Origin of the sequence: Azospirillum sp. TSO5, assembly GCF_003116065.1 — a bacterium.
GTDB lineage: Bacteria > Pseudomonadota > Alphaproteobacteria > Azospirillales > Azospirillaceae > Azospirillum.
Genome location: NZ_LGQY01000028.1, coordinates 1 through 20,056, shown reverse-complemented (window position 1 = coordinate 20,056; position 20,056 = coordinate 1). Strand labels below are relative to the sequence as shown.

Here is a 20,056-nt window from a genome sequence, read left to right as displayed (position 1 = left end):
AACCCGTGTTACGCTTGGGATACCATGTACACAGATATCGTCGATCTGAGGGAGTTCTACGAGTCCGGATTGGGGCGCACCGCCCAGCGGATGATCCGGCGACGCATCCGCACCATCTGGCCGGATGTCCGCAACCAGATCGTGCTCGGCGTCGGCTACACCACGCCCTACCTGCGTCCCTTCATGGGCGAGGCCGACCGGGTGGTGGCGGTGATGCCGGCCAGCCAGGGCGTCAGCTTCTGGCCGGCGGAAGGGCCGGGCATGGTGGCGCTGGGCGACGAGGCCGACCTGCCCTTCGGCGACAACACCATCGACCGCGTGCTGTTGGTCCATGGGCTGGAGGGCACCGAACAGCTGCGGCCGATGATGCGCGAGATTTGGCGGGTGCTGGCCGGCGGTGGCCGGGTGCTGGCCGTGGTGCCGAACCGCCGCGGCCTGTGGGCGCGCGCCGACTGGACGCCATTCGGCCACGGCTTCCCCTATTCCGCCTCGCAGCTGAAGCAGGTGCTGCGCGACACCATGTTCGTGCCGGAACGCACCCGCCACGCCCTGTTCATGCCGCCGCTGCGCTCGCATTTCCTGCAGAAGACCGCGCCGGCCTGGGAAGAGGTCGGCGGGCGCTGGTTCAAGGCCTTCGCCGGGGTGACGATGATCGAGGCGTCGAAGCAGATCTTCGCCGGCGTGTCGCGCCGCGCGGCGCAACAACCGGTGAAGCGCCGGCTGATCGTGCCGCTGCCCGGCGGTGCGGCCCCCGCCGCCCGCAGCGGCAGCGCCCGCACCACCATCGCCGGAGCCACCATACCCGGCGGCGACTCCGTCGACTGTCAGCAGCCTTATCCCCGCACCTGACGCAGCATATCGGTGATCCGGCCGCTGATGCCGCTGCCCAGGCCGCCGGCCCGCTCCGCGATGGTGCGGCTCAGCGTCGTCAATTCCTCCAGCGTGCGCGTCACTCCGCCCAGCGTCTGTTCGGCATCGCCGATCCGCTGCTCCGCCGCCATGGCGTCCTGGCGCGACTGGTCGAGCGAGCGTGCGACATCCGAGGTCAGAGCCGCCTGCTCGTCGATGGCCGCGGCGACGGTGCCGTTGATCGTCTGGATCGAGCCGATGGTGGAGTGGATGCGGCCCAGCGCCTCGTCCACTGCGGCGGTCTCCTTCTGCAGGTTGGCGACCTGATCGGCGATCTGCTTGGTGGCGTCGGCGGTCTGGCGCGACAGTGCCTTCACCTCGTTGGCGACGACGGCGAATCCACGCCCGGCCTCCCCCGCCCGCGCCGCCTCGATGGTCGCGTTCAGCGCCAGCAGGTTGGTCTGGCTGGCGATGGCGTTGATCAGCTTCACCACGCTGGCGATCTGCTCGGCGGCGGAGCGCAGCGAGTTCATCACCGTGGTGGCGCGGTCGCTGTCGGACGCCGCGGCAAGGCTGATCTCCCGCGCCTTGCTGGTGTCGCCGGAGATCTGGTCGGAGGTGGAGGCCAGCCGGTCCAGCATGCCGGCGATTGCACTGACCGATCCGTCGACGGCGCGGGCCGCACCGGCGGCATCGGCGGCCTGCCGCAGCCCCTCCGTCCCGGCCGAACGGACGGCGGCGACCGCCGATTCCAGCTTGCGGCCGGCCTCGGCCAGTTCGGCGGCGAACCCGCCGACCTCACGCTCCACCCGTTCGGACAGGTCGCGCGTCAGGGCGAGGCGGCGCGTCTCCGCCGTTTCGGCCCGCAAGGTCGCCACCACCCAATGACGGGCGAGGCGGGCGAAGCGGCGCGCCTGGTCCGTCGGGCCGGCGACGGCGAGCGCACCGACCCGGTCGCCGTCCAGATCGATGGCGATGGCATAGCCTTCCCGCATGGCGCCGCCGGACTTGGCCGCCTCGTCCCGGCTGACGGCGCGCTCGTCCAGGCGGCGGGCCATGATGTCGGCGCCAGCCGGATGGGTGGTGCCGATCCGCTCCCGCGCGGTGGAGGCGACGACGCTGCCGCCCTGACCGACGAAGGACACGACGGAATCCAGTTCCCGCCCGATGGACTCGCAGAGTTCCTGTGCGATGGTGGCGCTGATGTCCAAGACGTTTCTCCCCTTCTTCCCGTTTATGGTTTTCCGTCATCATTCCATGACGACGCCCGATGCTCTCCCCACGGCCCCGCTCATGGCGTCCCCGCTCACGCTGCCCTGGAATGCCGATCCACCTCGTGGAGAGAATTTTCCGCTTTGCAGGTAACCTTCCGACACTACACGCAACATTTACGAACGAAGAGTTGAAAGAATGACGCAGTCGACCATTCTGGTGCTCCCCGGCCTCGGCAATTCCGGTCCCGATCACTGGCAGACATGGCTGGAAGGCCGGCTGCCGGCCCTGACCCGCGTCGATCTCGGCGATTGGGACGCTCCGGAGCCCGACCGGTGGGTGGAACGGCTCGACCACGCGGTCCGCTCGGCCCCCGGCCCGGTGGTGCTGGTGGCGCACAGCCTGTCCTGCATCCTGGTGGCGCGCTGGGCGACGGACGGCGATGCCGCGGACAAGGTCGCCGCCGCCCTGCTGGTCGCCCCGCCCGACGTCGAGTCGCCCGGAACGGTGCCGGCCGAGGCCTGCCGCTTCGCCCCGGTACCGGCCGATCCCCTGCCCTTCCCGGCGGTGGTCGTCGGCAGCCGCAGCGATCCCTATTGCAGCACGGCCCGCGCCTGCGGCTTCGCCGCACTGTGGGGCGCCGACTTCATCGATGCCGGCGAGGCCGGCCATATCAACAGCGCAAGCGGCCACGGCCCCTGGCCGATGGGCGAGACGCTGCTGAAGGACCTGCTCGCCCAGATCTGAATAAGGCCTCTGAACGCACCCTTGCCGCTGCGGGCGAAAGGGTGCGACACAGGGGGCGTCGTCGCGCGCCTGCCAGCGGATTCGGAGCTTATGACCGGCACTTCCATCGTCGAGGCCGCCCCGGCCAAGCTGAACCTCTACCTGCATGTCACCGGCCGGCGCGCCGACGGCTATCACGAGCTGGACAGCCTCGTCGCCTTCGCCGAGTTCGGCGACAGCATCGCCCTGACGCCGGCCGCCACGCGCGTGGCGTTGCGCGGAGCCGACCTGCCGCCGGCCGGCCCGCGTCTGGCCATCGCCGGTCCCTTCGGCCCGGCCCTGATGGGCGAGAACCCGGCCAACAATCTGGTGATTCGCGCCGCCCACGCGCTGGCCGCCCGGTTGGGCCACGAGGCCGACGTGATGATCGCGCTGACCAAGGCGCTGCCGGTCGCCTCGGGGATCGGTGGCGGATCGGCCGACGCCGCCGCCTGCCTGCGGGCGCTCGCCCGGCTGTGGGGAGTGCCGCCCGACGACCCGGCGCTGTTCGCGGTCGCCGCCGGGCTGGGTGCCGACGTGCCGGTCTGCGTCGCCGGGCGCAGCTGCTATTTCGGCGGCATCGGCGACGTTCTGGACGAGGCGCCGGAGCTGCCGGAAACCCATGCGGTGCTGGTCAATCCGAACGTGCCGGTGCCGACCCCGGCGGTGTTCAAGGCGATGGCCGCCGCCCGCGCCAAGAGCGGCGCCGCCTTCTCCGCCCCCGCCCGCTTCACCCGCAAGCCGGCCGACGCGGCCGACCTCGCCACGCTGCTGCTGGAGCGCACCAACGACCTGACGGCCCCGGCCCTGACGGTGGCGCCGGTGATCGCCGACGTTTTGGCGGCGCTGGAGCGCAGCGCGGGCTGCCTGCTCCCCCGCCTGTCCGGCAGCGGCGCCACCTGCTTCGGTCTCTACGCCACGGCGGCGGCGGCGGAATCTGCGGCGAAAACCATCGCGGCGGCTGCGCCCGGCTGGTGGGTGAAGCCGACCCGCCTGCTCCCCACCCCGCCCGGCGCCCCCGCCCTGCCGCGCGGCATCGTCGCCGATCCCGTTGCCGCCCAATCCGCCAGCGTCCCGCCATCGTCCGCGCCGTTCCCCGACACCGGCGGCTGGGGCGTCGGCTGAAACAGGCCTGATGTTTGGCGATCCGATCTAGGCCCGCATGTAGCTCCAGCCGTCCGCCTGCGCCTCGGCGATGTCGAGGACGCCGGCGGCAACCACCGTCAGCCCCTCGGCGGTCCGGCCGGTCTTCGCCAGCGTGTTGCCGCAAACGCGCAGGTGCCGGTCGGTCTCCGCATCCGGGCTGTCGAGCGCCGCGGCGACGGCGCCCGCATTGACGACGATGCGCACCTCCGCGTCGGGCCGCGCCTTCAGCAGGTTGCGGGCATTGTTCCGCGCCCGCTCCAAGGCGGCCGGCGTCGGGGCATGGATGACCAGCCGCAGGTTAGAGGTCATGGCGATCATTTTCCTTTCGCCGCGTCATGGAAGGAGAAGTCGAACAGCGTGTCGACATCGACCGGCTCGGTGATCTGGTTCAGCGACTGCTGGAAAGCCTGCATCTTCTTGGTGGAGTCCAGGATCACCCGCGGGTCGTCGACGAAGGTCGTCGCGTCTGAAGTCAGCGCCGCCCGCATCACGTCGCGCTCGACCAGCCCCTTGCCGATGATGTCGGTCACCAGCTCCGCCGTGCGGTCCGGGTTGGACTTGGCGAAGGCGGTCGCGCGGATGTGCAGCTTGACCAGTTCGGCCACGGCGTCGCGGTTCTTGGCGATGGCGTCTTCGGTCACCGCCAGCACGGCGCCCGGCTGCTTGGGGAACATGGTGCCGGCCTTGGCGATGATGGCGGCATCCTGCAGGCGCGACTTCACCAGCGTCAGGATCGGTTCCAGGATCGACGCGCCGTCGATGGCCCCGGTCAGCAGCGCCTGCTGCAAGGGCTGCTCGCCCATGCCGACGATCTCGACATCGTCGGGGGCGATGTGGGCGACCTCCGCCATCCAATAGCGCAGGACGGTGTCCGGCACCGATCCGGCTGGCAGCGAGCCGATCTTCGGCCGCCGGCCATTGGCGGCACGGAAGGCCTTGACCCCCTCGGCCGGGTTGGCGGCGCCGGCCATTGCCTTGGCCAGCGGACCGCGGCCGATCAGCGCCACCTGATCGATGACGTTGGCGGCGACGACCTTCAGCTTCACCCCCTTCGACCGGGCGATCAGCGCCGGACCGATGCCGACATAGGCGACGTCCAGCGTGCCGGAGGCGAGCGCCTGGATCATCGCCGGCCCCGACTGGAAGCTGGTGGTCTGCAGGGTCACCCCGGCATCCTTGGTCCATCCCTCGCCCGTGATCACGTAAAGCTGGGTCATCGGGATGATCGGGATGTAGCCGACGCGCAGGGTCGTCGCCGCAAAGGCCGGCAACGGCAGCGACGCGGTGGCGGCGGCAATGCCCAGCGCTGCGGCTCCAACCAGCAGATCGCGGCGGGCGATGGGGTGGGCGGCGTTGAAAAGCGGCTTCGGCGGCGGGGTCTGCGGCATGTCGGGTCTCCTTTTGCCGCGCAAGCCTAGTGCGCCCGGCCGTGAATTTCAATTCACGTCAGGTCCGGCCGGGCACACTCAATAATCCACAAATTTCTTCTGTTTTTAGGTGGCGGCAGGCAACCGGCGGCGGAATGGACGGATCAGCCACAGGTTCAGCGCCAGACCGACCAGTGCCCCCCCGCCGATCACCGCCGCCATCGGCATGGCCGTGCCGTCGGCCATCAGCCCGACCGCCCAGCCCGAAACCGCGCCACTGCTGAATTGCAGCATGCCGGCGAGCGCCGACGCCGTGCCCGCCATCTGCGGGAAGGATTGCAGCGCGCCCGCCATGGAATTGGCGAAGCAGAATCCGGTCAACGACATGAACAGGAACAGGCAGCCGACCAGCCCCCACAACCCGCCCCAGCCGCCCATCACGCAGGCGACCAGCAAAATGCCGCTGGCGGCCGACAACCAGACGCCGATCCGCAGCATCATGTCCGAGCCGAAGCGCATCACCGCGCGGCTGTTCAGCGTGTTGACGATGATCATGCCGACGATGTTCAGCCCGAACAGGAAGCCGTAATTCTCCGGCCGGACGCCGAATAGCTCGATATAGACGAAGGGCGAGCCGGAGATGAAGGCGAACATCCCCGCATAGATGAAGGACGAGCCGATCGCATAGCCCAGATACCGGCGGTCGGTCAGCAGCTTGCGGTAGGACTCGGCCAGCACCATCGGGCGCAGGCTGGTGCGCCGCGACTCCGGATGGGTTTCCGGCAGGCTGGCGAGGGCCAGCATCGCGACGGCGCCGAAGGCCGCTTGCGCCCAGAAGATCCAGCGCCAGTTGGCCCACACCAGGATCTGGCCGCCGATCAGCGGCGCGATGATCGGGGCGGCGCCCATCACCAGCATCATCATCGACAGGACGCTGGCCGCGCGGTCGCGCTCGAACACGTCGCGAATCATGGCCCGGACCAGCACCGGCCCGGCACAGGCCCCCACCGCCTGCACGAAGCGCCAAGCCGCCAGATGGCCGACATCGATGGTCAGCGAACAGCCGACGCAGCCGACGGCATAGAGAAGGATGCCGGTCGCCACCGGGATCCGCCGGCCGAACCGGTCGCTCAGCGCGCCCCACAGCAACTGCCCGACGCCGAAGCCCAGGAAGAAGGCCGACAGGGTCCATTGCACCTGATCCTGCCCCGCATGCAGCTCGCGGCCGATCGCCGGCATGCCGGGCAGATACATGTCGGTGCCCATCGGTCCGAACGACATCAGCACGCCCAGCGCCGCGATGAAGAACGGGCTTTCGGCAGGCGAACGGGAACGAACGGCGGCAAGGCGCGCGAACATCAGCAAATCCAAATGTGAAAAGGGGGAGGGGAAATCGACCGGACGGAGTCCGCAGCTTTTAAGCTGCGCCGTCCCTTGCCGGACGCAAAGTCCCGTCTCGGCATGGCTGCCTTGAGTAACCTGCGATGGAATGCCGCTGCGACAATCCGCGCCCTGGACGAGCCTTGGCCGCCCCCCCTTGGCCGCCCCTTGGCCGAGCGTCGACCGGCTGTCGCCCGCTTCGCTGCACGCCTTCATGCCGGGATGGATCGCGGCGCAACAAAATTCTGGTTCCGACCACAAATTCATGCCTAAAATTGAATCCGGATGTAGGGCTTCCACCCAGCCAGAGGCCGCGCCATGCCGCACCCGACCCGCCGGTCGATCCTGTTCTTCGGTGCCGCCGGAACCGCTCTGGCGCTGCTTCCGCAACGCGTCCATGCGGCGGCGATCCAGCCCGGATTGGTCTATGCGGCGGGGCAGAAGTTCGACAAGAGCTTCAACGAGGGGGCCTTCGCCGGGGCGGAACGCTTCAAATCGGCCACCGGCATTCCCGTCCTCGAATATCTGCCATCCACTCCCGCCCAATTCGACCAGGCCGCTGCATCGCTGCTGCGGCGCGGGGTGACCGATCTGATCGCCATCGGCTTCTATTACGCGACGCCGCTGGCCCGGTTGGCTCCGGCACACCCGGAGGTGCGCTTCACGCTGATCGATGCGGTGGCGGAGGGGCCGAACATCCGCAGCGTCACCTTCAAGGAGCAGGAGGGATCCTTCCTGGTCGGCGTGCTGGCGGCGCTGGCGTCGAAAAGCGGGACCGTCGGCTTCATTGGCGCGCTCGACATCCCCCTGATCCGCAAATTCATCGCCGGCTTCGAACAGGGCGCCCGCCATGCCCGCGGCGACGTCAGGGTGCTGGTGAATTTCGTCGGCACCACGCCGGCCGCCTTCAACGATCCCGCCAGCGGGGCGGAGGTGGCGCGCAGCCAGTTCCAGCGCGGGGCCGACGTGGTGTTCGCCGGGGCCGGGGTTTCGAACTTCGGCATCTTCGCCGCGGCGAACGAAGCCAAGCGGCTGGCCATCGGCGTCGACAGCAACCAGAACTATCTCTACCCCGGCACCATCCTGACCTCGATGCTGAAGCGGGTCGATCTGGCGGTGGCATCGAGCCTCGAAGCGGCACGCCAGGGTACTTGGAGCGCCGGCACGGTGGCGCTGGGGCTTGCCGAGGGGGCGGTCGATTACGCGGTGGACGAAAACAACCGCGACCTCGTGACCCCGGAGATGGTCAATGCGGTAGAAGCCGCCCGCCGTGGCATCGTCGCCGGGCGCATCCCCGTCGCCGACGGAAGCTGAGCCGCTTTACGCCGGTGCCCCTATGCCGGCGCCTCGAAGGGCTGCCAACCGCGGGCGGCGGACAGGTCGGCGCCCTTCAGCGTGGCGAAGCTGGTCTTGATCGCCGTCAGGTCGGTGCCGCGCAGCACCACGCCGGCAAGGCTGGCGTCGCGCAGGTCGGCGCCGTTCAGCCGGGCCTTGGCGAAGCTGGTCGGCCACAGCCGGCTGCCGTCGCCGCTGAGATCGACCTTGCGGAACTTGGCCCGCCACAGCTTGGCGCCGGCCAGATTGGCGCCCTCCAGGTTGCAGCCGGACAGGTCGGCGCTGGTGAAGTCGGCGTCGCGCAGATCGCTGTAGGACAGATCCGCCATCATCAGCTTGGCGCCGGAGAAATCCGCCCCGCGCAGACCGCAGAAGCGCATCACCGCCCCGCACAGCAGCTGGTTGGCGAAATTGTAGCCGCGCAGGTCGATCCGCTGCAGCTGGATGCGGTCACCCCCCTTGCCCAGCTTATCGACCCAGATCTGGTGCTCGGCGATCAGTTCGCTCATCCGGGCCGCGGTGGTGGTCAGGCCGGTGCCGTCCACATCGACGCCGTGCCGCTCCAGCGCCGTGCGCAGTTCGTCGTTCAGCCGGGCGCCGCACATCAGCACGCCGTCCAGCGTCGTCTTGCGCATGGTGGCGCCGGTCAGGTCCGCCCCGATCAGGATCGCGCCGCTGAGATCGCTGCCGCTGAAATCGACGCCGGACAGGTCGCTGCCGCTGAAATCGCACTGCGCCATCCGACAATCGGTCAGGATCGCCTTGGACAGGCTGCAGCCGACAAAGGTGGTGGTGCCGTCGCTGTTGCCGGCCGCCCGGAATTCGCCGGCATCCAGCACCATGCCGCGGCGCAGGTCCGCACCCTGCAGATTGGCGTTCTGCAGCCTGGCACCGTCCACCCTGGCCCCGCGCAGGTCGGCGCCCTGCAGCTGCGCGCCGGTCAGGTCGGCCTTCGACAGGTCGGCACCGTAGAGATCCGCCTTGGACAGGAGCGTCCCGACCAGACGCGCCCGCGCAAGGCTGGCCCCGGTCAGCTTGGCGCCCGACAGGTTGACGCGGTTCAGGCCCAGTCCGCCCAGTTCATAGAAGCTGAGATTGGCGCGACGCCCCTTCCCTGCCGGATCGCGCAGCAGCCATTGCTGGTGCCGCACCAGCGCATCGCGAACCGCCCGGAGGTAGCGTTCATCCATCATGCGGCGCGTCGATGCCCCGGCATTGCCGTCCCGGACACGCTGTCCCGGACTGTTGGCGTCCAGGATGTTACCGAAACCGATTCAATTCCGAAAGGTACCAGCGGTCGAACCTTCGCCTGACCGGCAAGAATCTTTTGTCGCAGACGCACTTCCGGTCCGATATAGGCCGCCCCGCTGGTCACGACCGCGTGATGGCCGCATTGCCCGACTTGGGTAGGCGGGATTGCGGACCAATATAGGTGGCTCAGGACACCGACCATCAACATTGGAGACCGGCGGCATGCCCGAATCGGACAAGAGCGATCAGGACTGGAAGCGGGATCTGTCGCCCAACCAGTACAAGGTGCTGCGCGAACACGCGACCGAATATCCCGGAACCAGCCCGCTGAACGACGAGAAACGCCACGGCGTCTATCGCTGCGCCGGCTGCGGCCAGCCGCTCTACGCCAGCGACACGAAGTACGAGAGCGGGTCGGGCTGGCCCAGCTTCTGGGAGCCGCTGCCCGGCGCCGTCGAGACCTCCACCGACCACAAGCTGGCCTACCCGCGCACCGAGGTTCATTGCGCCGCCTGCAAGGGCCATCTGGGCCATGTCTTCGACGACGGGCCGCAGCCGACCGGCAAGCGATACTGCATGAACGGCGTCGCCATGAGCTTCGAGCCGGCGGAAAAAACCGACTGACCGGCCGGACTATGACCGGGTGCCGGGGTTACTCCGCCTGTTCGGCATCCGGTCATAAACCCTCCCAAAAAAGGCGGATTTACCCTTATTTCGACTAAAAATGACAACCTAGGCTTGGAGCGCGATGGTATGATCCGCCCCGTGCGACGGGTTGTCGCGAGGGCATCGCGGCCCTTCGCCCGCCGTGGCACGATGCGTCGGTACACCGGCGCAGGCATTCGGTGCGGCTGGCGGAGGGCGAATGGTCATTTCGGCCGAATTCCTGGGGATGCTGCTTCTGATCGCCAGCGCCGCCGCGCTCGGACTGTCCATCGTCGTCGATGTCGGCCGCGTCAGCGCCGAGAAAACCCGCGAGGCGATGAACCAGCGCCAATACGACAAGAAGCGCGCCGCGCTCGCCGAATGGCGCCAGAAGACGGAGCGCAAGCGCGTCGACCTGACCACGCTGCAGGCCCGCCTGACCGAATTCAACGGCCGGCGCCAAAAGGCGCTGACCGAATTGCGGGCGCTGGAATTTTCAAAGATCGAGCTTGTCCACGAACTGGGCGACCAGGACAGCGACGGCGACGTCTATTGGGCACAGCTGGCCGCCGGACCCAATTTCAACGAGCTGGACCGCAAGGACATCGTCTTCTCCCGCCAGATTTGGGAATACCGCAACGTCGCCCACATCACCGCCCCGTCCGCCGAACAGGCCCACGGGACGGTCCGGACCAGCTTTTCCCAGCGCAACGGCGTGATCTCCTCGCCGGTGGTTCCACTGGCGCTCGCCCCCGACCCCGAGGCGGAGGCTTCGGCGGCATGAGGGGGGCGGCATGAGGGGCGGCAGCATGAAGAGGACGGCCGCATGACCGGCATGATGCTGTATTTCGCGCTGGGCCTGATGGTGCTGACCGTCCTGTCCAACCGCTACTGGCGCCGCCAGCTGGTGGTGACGCGGATCGCCATGTCCAAGCTGAAGGAGAAGGTGGACGACGTGACCAAGGAGGTCGCCGACGTCGCTTCCGACTATGCCCAGCTGGCGCATCACCATGCGGAGATGGAAAAGCGCGTGCAGAAGGCGGAGATCGACATGCAGGCCGCCATACTGGAGCTTGACAAGAAGAAGTCGTCGGCGATGCAGCGCTATTTCGTCTTCGACCGCAACGAGCCGCGCCCCGGCCGCTTCTGGGAGGTCGCGGTCCGCTGCCACCCCACCGGCGTCAGCCTGTCCGAGCAGCGAGGCTATCGCGGCTGGTCAGGGGTCCGCCGCTACCTGCTGGTCGCCGATGGCGACCGCGAGGCGCGCGAACGGGTCGCCGCCCGCTATCCCCGCAAGGCCGGCTTCGAGATCGTCGAGGTCGCCGGTTGCCGGCTGAACGGCCTGACCGTCAACCGCATCTCCGAACTCAGCACCTTCCGCAAACCCGGAAAGCCGGAGGAGGACGGCGCGGCCGCCCGCCCGCAGCGCCGGGCCACATCCGCGCAATCCTGACCGCAGCCTAATCCACCGCAGCCTGGAACATGTAGCCCATGCCGTGCACGGTGACGATGCGGCTGGGATCGGCCGGATCGGGCTCCACCACCCGGCGCAGGCGGCGGACCAGCCGGTCGATGGAGCGGTCGTAAGGCACCGAATCGCCGCGCAGGGTGAGGTCGAGCAGATCATCCCGGCTCAGCACCCGCCCCGGATTCTCGACGAAGGCGGCGAGCAGTTCGAATTCGGCGGAGGTCAGGCGCGCATCCTCGCCGTGGGGATCGCGCAGGCGGCGCTTGTCGAGATGCAGTTCCCACCCGTCGAACCGCTTCACCCGCCCGCCCGCCGGCCGGGTCGGCTTGGCGATGCGGCGCAGCAGGCTGCGGGTGCGGGCGAGGATTTCGCGCGGCTCGAATGGCTTGGTGATGTAGTCGTCGGCGCCCAGTTCCAGCCCGATCAACCGGTCCATTCGGTCGGACCGCCCGGTGATCAGGATGATGCCGATGTTGGAGGTCGCCCGCAGTTCCCGCGTCACCGCCAGACCGTCCTTGCCAGGCAGCCGGATGTCCAGCAGCAGCAGGTCGATCCTTCCGCGCGCCAGCAGCGCCGACAGCTGGTCGCCGTCCCGCGCCAGCATCACCCGATAGCCCTCCCCTTCCAGGTAGGCCTTCAGGGTCTCGCGGGTGATGGGATCGTCGTCGACCACCGCGATGGTGTGCATTGTCCCCCGTGCCGGACTGCGATGGGTGGCGGATTGTCTGCCACGCCCGATACCGAAGCTATCGGTTCCTCAAACGTGATACAAGATGCGGCGTAACAGACTTGCGCAATGGGTTTCCGGATTGTTCGGCTGTTTCCTGCGCTGCCGACAGGGACAATCGCGTGGACCTTGCCAGCGGGTCGGGACAATGCCACATTTGTATTCATGACAAATTGGACCCCGAACCTGGAGGGCCGTCCCGGCCCGCTCTACCGCGTCATCGCCGACGCGCTGGCCGACGACATCGCCGACGGTGTTCTGCCGGTCGGCACCCGGCTGCCGACCCACCGCGACCTCGCCTTCCGCCTGGGCGTGACGGTCGGCACGGTGACGCGCGCCTATACCGAGGCGGAAAAGCGCGGGCTGATCGGCGGCGAGGTCGGGCGCGGCACCTTCGTCCAGGGCCAGCGTGCACCGGCCACCCCCCTGCCGCTCGGCTGGCCGCCGGCCGGAGAGACCTCGGCCGGCCCTGCCATCGTCAACATGACGACGGTCCATCCCGAACATGCGGTCGCCGTGCAGACTTTCGGTCAGACGCTGACGGCCATCGCCGCCTCCGGTCATGCCGCGGCGCTGATCGGCTACGGCCCCCATGCCGGCCTGCCCGACCACCGGGCCGCCGCCGCGTCCTGGCTGGAACGCCAGCACCGCGTCAAGGCCACCCCGGACTCGGTGCTGCTGACCACCGGTGCGCAGAATGCGCTGGCCGTGGCACTGGCTGCCGTCGCCCGCCCCGGCGACGTCATCCTGGCGGAACGGCTGACCAACATCGGCACCAAGGCGCTGGCCGCCACCCAGGGCTATCATCTGGAAGGCGTCGCCATCGACGAACACGGGCTGGTGCCCGACGCCTTCGACAGCGCCTGCCGCCGGCTGGGGCCGAAGGCGGTCTATCTGGTGCCGACCTTGCAAAATCCGACGGCGGTCGTCATGCCCACCGCCCGCCGCCGCGAGATCGTCGAGATCGCCCGCCGCTATGGCGTGATCCTGATCGAGGACGACGTGTTCGGCTTCATGGTGCCGGATGCCGTGCCGATGCAGACCATGGCGCCGGACATCACCCTCTATGTGTCCGGCGTGTCGAAAAGCCTCGCCGCCGGGCTGCGGCTGGGCTTCGTCGTCGCTCCTCCGGAACTGCGCTCCCGCGTCGAGACCGCCATCCGCGCCCTGCAATATTCCGCCCCCGCGCTGCCGGCGGAGGTCGCGACGCGCTGGATTCAGGACGGCACCGCCGACCGCATCGTCGCCACCCAGCGGGAGGAGGATCTGGCCCGCCAGCGGCTCGCCCGCTCCATCCTGCCGGCCGAGACGGTCTATGGCCATCCGGCGGCCCAGCATCTGTGGCTGGTGCTGCCCGAACCCTGGCGGCGCGAGGATTTCATCGGCGAGGCCCGCCGCCGCGGGGTGGTCGTTACCGGCGCCGACGCCTTTGCGGTCGGCCGCGCCAGTGCCCCCCATGCAGCGCGTGTCAGCCTGTGCATGCCGCGCAGCCGTGACGAGGCCGCCCGCGGCCTGCGCGCGCTGGCCGACGCGATCGACGCGCCGGCGGCGGCGATGCTGTCCATCGTATGAATGTGCAGGGCGGCCGACCCTGCCGCCCCGCTGGGAAAATCCTGCCGCCCGACGGGACCTGAATTGCCGCCCGTCACACCGATTGCAGCACGACTTCCTTCGTTATCAAGAGCTTGGCTCTGGCCCGTATCCTGCAAACCCCTCGTCCATCATTCCTTTCCGGGAATGCGGGAAGAGGGGAGCGCACCATGGTCAGCCTGTCCAGTTACGCCGATATCGGCGGCATGGCCCAGAGCCTGCAGCAGTCGATCGACGCCGCGGTCAAGCGCGTGCAACAGCAGGCGGCGGGCAATGGCGGCGCGACCGGCAAGGTCCAGGAATACGAGCAGACCGTCAACAAATCGGCGATGAACGCCGCCCCCTTCGCCACCAACATCGGAACGCTGGTCAAGGACAGCAGCCGCCTGAACGTCTTCAGCTCGCTGGCTTCCAACGATCCCGCCGATTTCTACAAGTTCAACGTCACCACCTCCGGCGCCGCGACGCTCGGCACGGTGGGCGATGCCGGGGTCCGGCTGCAGTTGATGGACCGCGGCGGCAAGATCATCGCCGACAGCAACAAGGATGCCGGCGCCAGCTATGACGCCTTTCAGAAGCTGAAATCAGGACAGCTCACCCTCGACAAGGGCGATTACACGCTGCGCATCGCCCGCGACAAGGATGTGCCGGTCAAGGACGCCAAGAGCTACGGCGTCCAACTGCGCATGGGCAACTACAGCAAGGATTACGACACCATCGCCAAGCAGCCGGCCAAGGGCGACAATCCCTTCGGCGGCAACACCAAGCTGCAGAGTCTGGCCTCGATCCTCGGCGCCGGCAGCGCCTCGCCCAATCCCGCCTCGATGCTGCTCGGCGGGTCCGGCGGCAACGCCTACGCCGGCCGCGGATCGCTGCTGAACGCCATCCTGTAGCGGGTCAGACCAGCCGGTCGCGTCCCGATTCCTTGACCAACAGCACCGCCTGGGTGCGACTGCCGACGCCCAGCGCCTTCAGGACGCCGGTGACGTGGGTCTTCACGGTGGACAGGTTCAGCCCCAGCCGTTCGCCGATCTCCTGGTTGGACAGGCCCTGGGCCAGCAGATCCAGCACCTCCAACTGGCGACGGGTCAGCCCGTCGAAGATGGTTGGTGCCGCGCCGCGGGCGGTCGCTGCTGCGGCCGGAGTCGGCGCCCCCGGCATGCCCAGCACCGGCGGCACATAGGACCCGCCGGCCATCACCAGCCGCAGGATGTTCACCACCAGCACGTCGTCGGTCGATTTCGGAATGAAGGCACGGACACCGCGCGACAGCACGGCGCGCATCTCGTCCGGCGACTCGATCATCGAGAAGATGGCGACCGGAACCGGCGCCACACGCTTGACCAGCGCCTCGACATCGTCCAGCCCGCCCAGTCCGGGCATGCGCAAATCCATCACGATCAGGTCGAACGGGGTCTCCCCGTCATGCATCGACGTGTCGAGGATGGCGTTCAACTGGCTGAAGTTGGTGGCGGCCACCACGGTGGCATGCTCGTCCAGTTCACCCACCAGATGGGTCAAGCCGCTGCGGACGATGGAATGATCGTCGGCGATCAGAACCTGCATGTAACGTCTCGGACCGAAGATGCCTGGGGTACCGCACCGTCATACGCTGACGCAACGGTCCGCGCTACCTCCTTCGCACGTCGGACAGCCGCGATCCCGGAAGGGTCACGGACGTTCGCCGGGGGAGAGGCGCGCGCCCCTCCCCCATTCCCCGGTCAGGAGATCTTGATCATGATCTGCGCACGGCGGTTCGACGGCTCGCGCACGTTCGGGCCGGTCGGGACCATCAGCTGGTTCTCGCCGACACCCTCGATGGTGATGATGTTGGCCGGCGTGCCATGCCTGATCAGCGACTGACGCACCGCTTCGGCCCGGCGCAACGAGAGCTTCTGATTGTAGGACGGCGCGCCGGAGGTGTCGGTGTGACCGATCACCTGGATGCGAACGGCGCGGGCGCGGCTGGCTCCCTCCGCCGCATCGGCGATGATCTTGTCGGAGTTCGGCGTAATCGCCGACTTGTCCCAATCGAAGAACACCTGATACTCGCTCTGCGGCTGGGCCGCCATCGGCGGAGCGGCCGGGGCCGGGGCGGCGACCGGCGTGGCCCGCTCCGGCCCGCCGAAGGTATAGCGCAGTCCGGCCAGGATGGTGTGGTTGCGGTACTCGCCCTTGGAGGTCACCGGACCCAGCTCGAACTCCGGATCGACGGTGGCGAAATACCGGTAGTCCAGCGTCAGCGCCACATTGTCGTTGATAGCATAGGACGCGCCGACAATGCCCTGATAGGCGAAGACCCAGTCACGGTCGCTGGCGCCGTTCAGCGACTGCTTCACGCCGGCGATACCGGCACCGGCGCCGATATAGGGGGTGATCGGCAGGCCGATGTCGATGTCGTACAGCAGGTTGCCCATGAAGGCGACCGAGCTCATCCTGCCACCGAGCCCATTCAGGCCGGGGGTGGCGCTGCTGGTGCTGTCGACGCTGTTGCGCCACCGCCAGGCGGCCTCCAGTTCGGCGCGCAGCCCCATCGCGGTGGCGTAGCCGACCGACAGGTCGCCGATGCCGCCGATCTTGAATTCCTCCTTCAGACCCAGGCCCGGGGCCGGATAGCTGCTGAGGTCGGCATCCTCGGTCCAGTTCACGCCGGCCCCCGCGCCGACATAAAAGCCTTCCGTACCGGCAAAGGCGGCGGTCGGGATGGCCAGTGAAGGAACGGCGACGGCCAGGGCCGTGCCCAGCAAAATCCCACGCATCGTCATGTTCTTGTTCCCATCGTTGACGGCGTTGGCGGATCGGGACGTCCCGGCCTGCGGCGAAGTGCGTGACAGAACGGGCTCCGGCCCCGACAATGGAATTGGCCGACACGGCTTCCAATCCCGGCTCCGCAAGCCCATTTTTCCTGTTGCAGATTTGCCTCACCGAAAATAGGGGCATTTTCTCTCGTGATAACAACAGCTTGGACAGACAGCGCAATGGCTTCTACCCCGGACGGATCGGTCGATTACCCCCTCTGCACCACCCCCGATCCCGGCGGATGGCAGGAGGTGGTGCCCGGCGTGCTGTGGATCCGGCTGTCCCTTCCCTTCCAGCTCGACCACATCAATGTCTGGGCGCTCGACGGCGGGGCGGCCGGCTGGACGCTGGTCGACTGCGGTCTGGGCGATCCGCGCAGCCGCGCGGTGTGGGAGGGTTTGCTGCGCGATGCGCTGGGCGGGCGTCCGGTGGAGCGGGTGGTGGCGACCCATTTCCATCCCGACCACATCGGCGCCGCTGCCTGGCTGGTGGAGCGGACCGGCGCCGGCTTCGCCACCTCGCTGACCGAGTGGCTGTTCGCCCGCACCCTGTCCGCCGGCAACGATGCCGCCGCCGATGCGGTGGTCGAGGATTTCTACCGCCGCTGTGGGCTCGATGAGGAGGCGCTGGCATCCCTGCTCGCCCGCAAGGGGGCCTACAGCCGTGGGGTGCCGGCGGTACCGGCGACGCTGACGCGCCTGCGGGCCGGCGACCGGCTCCGGGTGGGCGACCGTGATTGGACGGTGATCGGCGGCAGCGGCCACACGGCGGAGCCGGTCAGCCTGCACCGCCCGGCCGATGCAGCCGGTCCGGACCTGTTGATTTCCGGCGACCAGATCCTGCCGCGGATCAGCCCTAACATCAGTGTCTGGCCGTCGGAGCCGGACGCCGATCCGCTCGCCGACTATCTCGCCAGCCTGGAGGGGTGGAATGCCCTGCCGGCGGACACCCTGGTCCTGCCCTCGCACGGGCGCCCTTTCCACGGCCTGCACCGGCGCGCCGGGGATCTGGCCCGGCACCATGCGGAGCGTCTGGCCGAGATCGAGTCGCTGTGTGTGGATCCGCAGACCGCCGCCGCGGTGACGCGGGCGCTGTTCCCGCGTCCGCTCGACCCGCAGCAGATGCTCTTCGCCGTGGGCGAGGCAGTGGCGCACCTCAACCACCTGATCGGCAAGGGGCGGCTGGAGCGGCTGGCCGGACGGCATGACGGAATGCCGGCCGCCGACCTTTACCGCCGGCCGGACGTCACGGGTCCGGCCTGACGGCGATCACTCGGTAACGATCTCGAACTCGTGGGGATCGAGCAGGGTCGCCACCGACAGGGTCTTCAGCGTCTTCGGGTCGTCGGTGCGTTTCATCTGGGCATGCTGAGTGCCCATGCCGTCCTTGCGGATGGCGATCACTTCCCAATAGCCGCCGCTGGGGGACAGCTTGCGATAAATCTGTCCCTCAACCACCTCGCGCTTCCTGCGCATTTTCGTTCTCCAAAACCCGTCCTGTACCGGCGGCCGTCACGGTCGCCGCGAAGGACGCCATTGAAGCACAAAACCCCCCGGCCGTGGCGAGTGTCCGTTCGGTGACCCTTTGCCGATGCTGCATATGCACTGCCGCAGCGCCACACGACGGGGGCACCCCCGATGACCCTTTGCCGCAGTGCGGTTTCCTGGTGGAACAAAATCTGCGGCTGTGGGTTCATAGGCATCATGAACACCGATCTCGACGTGCTTGTCTTCGCGACCCGCCTGGTTGATGAACTGGGCGAGACTGCGATTCGAATGAGCCGCGTTCGTCTTGTCGAACTCACGGCCGCCAATCACACCCGTGCCGCCGCCTTCTGGCGGGAGGTGATGCGTACCTCCGAACGGTTGCTCAGCGAGCAGTCGGGCCGGCGTGTGGCGACCGGGCTCTCCTCCCCGGCCATTGCCGCAGCGCAACCGCCCGTGGCCCAGCATCACGTCGCGCATGTTCCCCGACCTATTCCCTGACCCGTTTTCGGCCAGGACCGCGGTGTCGCCGCGGCCTTGTCGGGCGGGTAGAAAAACCTCCCATCGATCCTCATAGAAAAAGGGCCGGCACGGAGTGCCGACCCTTTTCCACGGAACGCTGATGCGTTTCGCTTACTTCACTTCGGCGTACTGGCCGTTGTGCCACTTGTACCAGACATAGGCCGGGCTGGTGACGTCGCCCTTGGGATCGAAGGCGATCTTGCCGATGACGGTGTCGTAGTTGCCCTTGCGCATGACTTCGGCAACCTTGGCCGCGTCGGTCGACTTCGCCTGCTTCACCGCGTCCGCCCAGATCTGGAGAGCGGCATAGGTGTACAGGGTGTAGCCTTCCGGCTCGTAACCGGCCTTGCGGAACGTCTCCACGACGGCCTTGGCGGTCGGCTTCTCGCGCGGATCCGGACCGAAGGTCATCATGGTGTTTTCGCCGGCGTCGCCGGTGATGGCCCAATACTCGTTGGTCACCAGGGCGTCACCCGACACGATGGTGGCCTTCAGGCCCTGGTCCTTCATCTGGCGGGCGATCAGGCCGGCCTCGGTGTGATAACCACCGATGTAGACGGCGTCGATGTTCGCCTGCTTCAGCTTCGACACCAGAGCGGAATAGTCCTTCTCGCCGGCCGTGTAGGCTTCGTAGATGGCTTCCTTCTGGCCGCCGGCGTTCAGCGCCTTCTGCGTCTCGTCGGCCAGACCCTTACCATAGGCCGACTTGTCGTGCAGGATGGCGACGTTCTTGCCCTTGAACTTCTCCAGCAGATACTTGCCGGCGATGATGCCCTGCTGGTCGTCGCGGCCGCAAACGCGGAAGACGTTCTTCAGGCCCTGCTCGGTCAGCTTCGGGTTGGTCGAAGCCGGGGAGATCTGCAGCATGCCCTCCTCGGCGTAGACCTGGCTGGCCGGGATCGACGAACCCGAGCAGAAGTGGCCGGCCACGAACTTCACACCGGCCTTGGCCAGCTGGTTGGCAACGGCGACGGCCTGCTTCGGATCGCAGGCGTCGTCACCGACCTCCAGCTTCAGCTTCTGGCCCAGGACACCGCCGGCGGCATTGATGTCCGCGACAGCCTGCTCCATGCCCTTCTTCATCTGCTCGCCGAAGGTGGCGTACTGGCCGGTGATCGGGCCGGCGGTGGCCACCGCGATGTCGGCCTTGGCGGCCGTGGCGGAAAGCGCGGTCGCCGCGATCGCGGCGAGAAGGGACAGCTTGAATTTCATGGGTGTGCTTGCTCCCTGTTCTGTGTGGTCCCTGTTGCAACATACCCCCGGCCCTTACGGGCCTTGCCGCCGGGTCCCCTCCGGCGGGTTCCAGAATACCATACCCCAAGTGGTGCATAGTGCGACAGTTTCGCAGGCACCAATCAGCCGTACGGTCTATTCCTCTTGGCTTATTCGCCGCCCCCCACGCCCGTCCGGTTGCGCCAGCCGAACGGGCCGGCGCGCTCATAGAGCCACGGGTACTGGTTGACCATGCGCCTTGCGATGGCGATGCGGTGGGCGGTCAGCGTGATGAGGCCGAGCA

At 68.1% G+C, this 20,056-nt stretch carries 22 protein-coding genes; 11 read left to right on the top strand and 11 right to left on the bottom strand.

Annotated elements, in window-relative coordinates; translation table 11 throughout:
* Positions 1 to 24 precede the first annotated feature (24 nt).
* Positions 25 to 849, top strand: a complete 825-nt coding sequence (locus TSO5_RS07825) for a methyltransferase domain-containing protein (RefSeq protein WP_109075041.1) — start codon at positions 25 to 27, stop codon at positions 847 to 849.
* Here the strand turns inward: TSO5_RS07825 and TSO5_RS07820 are convergent.
* A complete protein-coding gene (locus tag TSO5_RS07820) occupies positions 834 to 2,060 on the bottom strand; it encodes a methyl-accepting chemotaxis protein (protein WP_109151073.1) in 1,227 nt (408 codons plus the stop codon). The two genes, TSO5_RS07825 and TSO5_RS07820, sit on opposite strands and share 16 nt — an antisense overlap.
* A gap of 199 nt (positions 2,061 to 2,259) precedes the next feature.
* Between TSO5_RS07820 and TSO5_RS07815 the strand changes: the two genes are divergently transcribed.
* Positions 2,260 to 2,808: an alpha/beta hydrolase gene (locus tag TSO5_RS07815; RefSeq protein ID WP_109151072.1), complete on the top strand. Its 549-nt coding sequence runs from the start codon at positions 2,260 to 2,262 to the stop codon at positions 2,806 to 2,808.
* A 90-nt stretch (positions 2,809 to 2,898) separates the two neighbouring features.
* Positions 2,899 to 3,951 carry a 4-(cytidine 5'-diphospho)-2-C-methyl-D-erythritol kinase gene (locus TSO5_RS07810; protein WP_109151071.1) on the top strand — a complete coding sequence of 351 codons (1,053 nt, stop codon included), beginning with the start codon at positions 2,899 to 2,901 and terminating at the stop codon, positions 3,949 to 3,951.
* Between the two features lie 27 nt (positions 3,952 to 3,978).
* Here the strand turns inward: TSO5_RS07810 and TSO5_RS07805 are convergent, their stop codons facing one another.
* From TSO5_RS07805 to TSO5_RS07795, 3 genes are all read right to left on the bottom strand, one after another.
* Complete coding sequence (locus tag TSO5_RS07805; protein ID WP_247870635.1) at positions 3,979 to 4,281, bottom strand: hypothetical protein; 303 nt, start codon at positions 4,279 to 4,281, stop codon at positions 3,979 to 3,981.
* Between the two features lie 5 nt (positions 4,282 to 4,286).
* On the bottom strand, positions 4,287 to 5,360 hold the full coding sequence (locus TSO5_RS07800) for an ABC transporter substrate-binding protein (RefSeq protein ID WP_109151069.1): 1,074 nt from the start codon (positions 5,358 to 5,360) through the stop codon (positions 4,287 to 4,289).
* 105 nt (positions 5,361 to 5,465) lie between these two features.
* Positions 5,466 to 6,698 carry a Bcr/CflA family multidrug efflux MFS transporter gene (locus tag TSO5_RS07795; protein ID WP_109151068.1) on the bottom strand — a complete coding sequence of 411 codons (1,233 nt, stop codon included), beginning with the start codon at positions 6,696 to 6,698 and terminating at the stop codon, positions 5,466 to 5,468.
* Positions 6,699 to 7,037: 339 nt separating this feature from the next.
* Here TSO5_RS07795 and TSO5_RS07790 point away from each other — a divergent pair, with 339 nt between their 5' ends.
* The gene (locus TSO5_RS07790) at positions 7,038 to 8,033 is read left to right on the top strand and encodes a BMP family ABC transporter substrate-binding protein (RefSeq protein WP_109151067.1); all 996 of its coding nucleotides are present in this window, start codon (positions 7,038 to 7,040) and stop codon (positions 8,031 to 8,033) included.
* 20 nt (positions 8,034 to 8,053) lie between these two features.
* Here the strand turns inward: TSO5_RS07790 and TSO5_RS07785 are convergent, their stop codons facing one another.
* Entirely contained in the window at positions 8,054 to 9,247 is a 1,194-nt protein-coding gene (locus tag TSO5_RS07785; protein ID WP_109151066.1) for a pentapeptide repeat-containing protein, read from the bottom strand.
* Between the two features lie 280 nt (positions 9,248 to 9,527).
* Between TSO5_RS07785 and msrB the strand changes: the two genes are divergently transcribed.
* The 3 genes from msrB (at position 9,528) to TSO5_RS07770 (ending at position 11,403) form a co-directional block, all read left to right on the top strand.
* Positions 9,528 to 9,929: a peptide-methionine (R)-S-oxide reductase MsrB gene (gene msrB / locus TSO5_RS07780; RefSeq protein ID WP_109151065.1), complete on the top strand. Its 402-nt coding sequence runs from the start codon at positions 9,528 to 9,530 to the stop codon at positions 9,927 to 9,929.
* 241 nt (positions 9,930 to 10,170) lie between these two features.
* Entirely contained in the window at positions 10,171 to 10,734 is a 564-nt protein-coding gene (locus TSO5_RS07775; RefSeq protein WP_109151064.1) for a hypothetical protein, read from the top strand.
* A gap of 42 nt (positions 10,735 to 10,776) precedes the next feature.
* Positions 10,777 to 11,403 carry a hypothetical protein gene (locus TSO5_RS07770; RefSeq protein WP_109151063.1) on the top strand — a complete coding sequence of 209 codons (627 nt, stop codon included), beginning with the start codon at positions 10,777 to 10,779 and terminating at the stop codon, positions 11,401 to 11,403.
* A gap of 7 nt (positions 11,404 to 11,410) precedes the next feature.
* Here TSO5_RS07770 and TSO5_RS07765 read toward each other — a convergent pair whose 3' ends face one another.
* A complete protein-coding gene (locus tag TSO5_RS07765; RefSeq protein WP_085091146.1) occupies positions 11,411 to 12,106 on the bottom strand; it encodes a response regulator in 696 nt (231 codons plus the stop codon).
* A 204-nt stretch (positions 12,107 to 12,310) separates the two neighbouring features.
* Here TSO5_RS07765 and TSO5_RS07760 point away from each other — a divergent pair, with 204 nt between their 5' ends.
* Positions 12,311 to 13,717 (top strand): PLP-dependent aminotransferase family protein, encoded by a 1,407-nt coding sequence (locus TSO5_RS07760; protein ID WP_109151062.1) that lies wholly within the window; start codon positions 12,311 to 12,313, stop codon positions 13,715 to 13,717.
* A 188-nt stretch (positions 13,718 to 13,905) separates the two neighbouring features.
* Entirely contained in the window at positions 13,906 to 14,628 is a 723-nt protein-coding gene (locus tag TSO5_RS07755) for a hypothetical protein (RefSeq protein ID WP_109151061.1), read from the top strand.
* Between the two features lie 4 nt (positions 14,629 to 14,632).
* Here TSO5_RS07755 and TSO5_RS07750 read toward each other — a convergent pair whose 3' ends face one another.
* Entirely contained in the window at positions 14,633 to 15,301 is a 669-nt protein-coding gene (locus TSO5_RS07750) for a response regulator transcription factor (RefSeq protein ID WP_109151060.1), read from the bottom strand.
* A 155-nt stretch (positions 15,302 to 15,456) separates the two neighbouring features.
* Positions 15,457 to 16,500 carry an OmpA family protein gene (locus TSO5_RS07745; RefSeq protein WP_109151059.1) on the bottom strand — a complete coding sequence of 348 codons (1,044 nt, stop codon included), beginning with the start codon at positions 16,498 to 16,500 and terminating at the stop codon, positions 15,457 to 15,459.
* A 213-nt stretch (positions 16,501 to 16,713) separates the two neighbouring features.
* On the opposite strand from TSO5_RS07745, the gene TSO5_RS07740 reads away from it, so the two are divergent.
* A complete protein-coding gene (locus TSO5_RS07740; protein ID WP_109151058.1) occupies positions 16,714 to 17,796 on the top strand; it encodes an MBL fold metallo-hydrolase in 1,083 nt (360 codons plus the stop codon).
* A gap of 6 nt (positions 17,797 to 17,802) precedes the next feature.
* On the opposite strand, the gene TSO5_RS07735 is transcribed toward TSO5_RS07740, so the two are convergent.
* A complete protein-coding gene (locus TSO5_RS07735; protein ID WP_042696427.1) occupies positions 17,803 to 18,009 on the bottom strand; it encodes a hypothetical protein in 207 nt (68 codons plus the stop codon).
* Between the two features lie 228 nt (positions 18,010 to 18,237).
* Here TSO5_RS07735 and TSO5_RS07730 point away from each other — a divergent pair, with 228 nt between their 5' ends.
* Entirely contained in the window at positions 18,238 to 18,519 is a 282-nt protein-coding gene (locus tag TSO5_RS07730; RefSeq protein WP_109151057.1) for a hypothetical protein, read from the top strand.
* Between the two features lie 132 nt (positions 18,520 to 18,651).
* On the opposite strand, the gene TSO5_RS07725 is transcribed toward TSO5_RS07730, so the two are convergent.
* Complete coding sequence (locus TSO5_RS07725; RefSeq protein WP_109151056.1) at positions 18,652 to 19,752, bottom strand: branched-chain amino acid ABC transporter substrate-binding protein; 1,101 nt, start codon at positions 19,750 to 19,752, stop codon at positions 18,652 to 18,654.
* A 170-nt stretch (positions 19,753 to 19,922) separates the two neighbouring features.
* Positions 19,923 to 20,039: a DUF6867 family protein gene (locus TSO5_RS33775; protein ID WP_348981052.1), complete on the bottom strand. Its 117-nt coding sequence runs from the start codon at positions 20,037 to 20,039 to the stop codon at positions 19,923 to 19,925.
* Positions 20,040 to 20,056 lie beyond the last annotated feature (17 nt).

What these genes read in the sequence shown, in the direction of transcription:
- TSO5_RS07785 (WP_109151066.1), bottom strand. Translation starts at nt 9,247, where the DNA reads ATGATGGATGAACGCTACCTCCGGGCGGTTCGCGATGCGCTGGTGCGG.
- TSO5_RS07810 (WP_109151071.1), top strand. Translation starts at nt 2,899, where the DNA reads ATGACCGGCACTTCCATCGTCGAGGCCGCCCCGGCCAAGCTGAACCTC.
- TSO5_RS07825 (WP_109075041.1), top strand. Translation starts at nt 25, where the DNA reads ATGTACACAGATATCGTCGATCTGAGGGAGTTCTACGAGTCCGGATTG.
- TSO5_RS07760 (WP_109151062.1), top strand. Translation starts at nt 12,311, where the DNA reads ATGACAAATTGGACCCCGAACCTGGAGGGCCGTCCCGGCCCGCTCTAC.
- TSO5_RS07795 (WP_109151068.1), bottom strand. Translation starts at nt 6,698, where the DNA reads ATGTTCGCGCGCCTTGCCGCCGTTCGTTCCCGTTCGCCTGCCGAAAGC.
- TSO5_RS07740 (WP_109151058.1), top strand. Translation starts at nt 16,714, where the DNA reads ATGGCTTCTACCCCGGACGGATCGGTCGATTACCCCCTCTGCACCACC.
- TSO5_RS07770 (WP_109151063.1), top strand. Translation starts at nt 10,777, where the DNA reads ATGACCGGCATGATGCTGTATTTCGCGCTGGGCCTGATGGTGCTGACC.
- TSO5_RS07815 (WP_109151072.1), top strand. Translation starts at nt 2,260, where the DNA reads ATGACGCAGTCGACCATTCTGGTGCTCCCCGGCCTCGGCAATTCCGGT.
- TSO5_RS07765 (WP_085091146.1), bottom strand. Translation starts at nt 12,106, where the DNA reads ATGCACACCATCGCGGTGGTCGACGACGATCCCATCACCCGCGAGACC.
- TSO5_RS07725 (WP_109151056.1), bottom strand. Translation starts at nt 19,752, where the DNA reads ATGAAATTCAAGCTGTCCCTTCTCGCCGCGATCGCGGCGACCGCGCTT.
- TSO5_RS07750 (WP_109151060.1), bottom strand. Translation starts at nt 15,301, where the DNA reads ATGCAGGTTCTGATCGCCGACGATCATTCCATCGTCCGCAGCGGCTTG.
- TSO5_RS07800 (WP_109151069.1), bottom strand. Translation starts at nt 5,360, where the DNA reads ATGCCGCAGACCCCGCCGCCGAAGCCGCTTTTCAACGCCGCCCACCCC.
- TSO5_RS07775 (WP_109151064.1), top strand. Translation starts at nt 10,171, where the DNA reads ATGGTCATTTCGGCCGAATTCCTGGGGATGCTGCTTCTGATCGCCAGC.
- TSO5_RS07755 (WP_109151061.1), top strand. Translation starts at nt 13,906, where the DNA reads ATGGTCAGCCTGTCCAGTTACGCCGATATCGGCGGCATGGCCCAGAGC.
- TSO5_RS07735 (WP_042696427.1), bottom strand. Translation starts at nt 18,009, where the DNA reads ATGCGCAGGAAGCGCGAGGTGGTTGAGGGACAGATTTATCGCAAGCTG.
- TSO5_RS07805 (WP_247870635.1), bottom strand. Translation starts at nt 4,281, where the DNA reads ATGACCTCTAACCTGCGGCTGGTCATCCATGCCCCGACGCCGGCCGCC.
- msrB (WP_109151065.1), top strand. Translation starts at nt 9,528, where the DNA reads ATGCCCGAATCGGACAAGAGCGATCAGGACTGGAAGCGGGATCTGTCG.
- TSO5_RS07730 (WP_109151057.1), top strand. Translation starts at nt 18,238, where the DNA reads ATGAACACCGATCTCGACGTGCTTGTCTTCGCGACCCGCCTGGTTGAT.
- TSO5_RS07790 (WP_109151067.1), top strand. Translation starts at nt 7,038, where the DNA reads ATGCCGCACCCGACCCGCCGGTCGATCCTGTTCTTCGGTGCCGCCGGA.
- TSO5_RS07745 (WP_109151059.1), bottom strand. Translation starts at nt 16,500, where the DNA reads ATGACGATGCGTGGGATTTTGCTGGGCACGGCCCTGGCCGTCGCCGTT.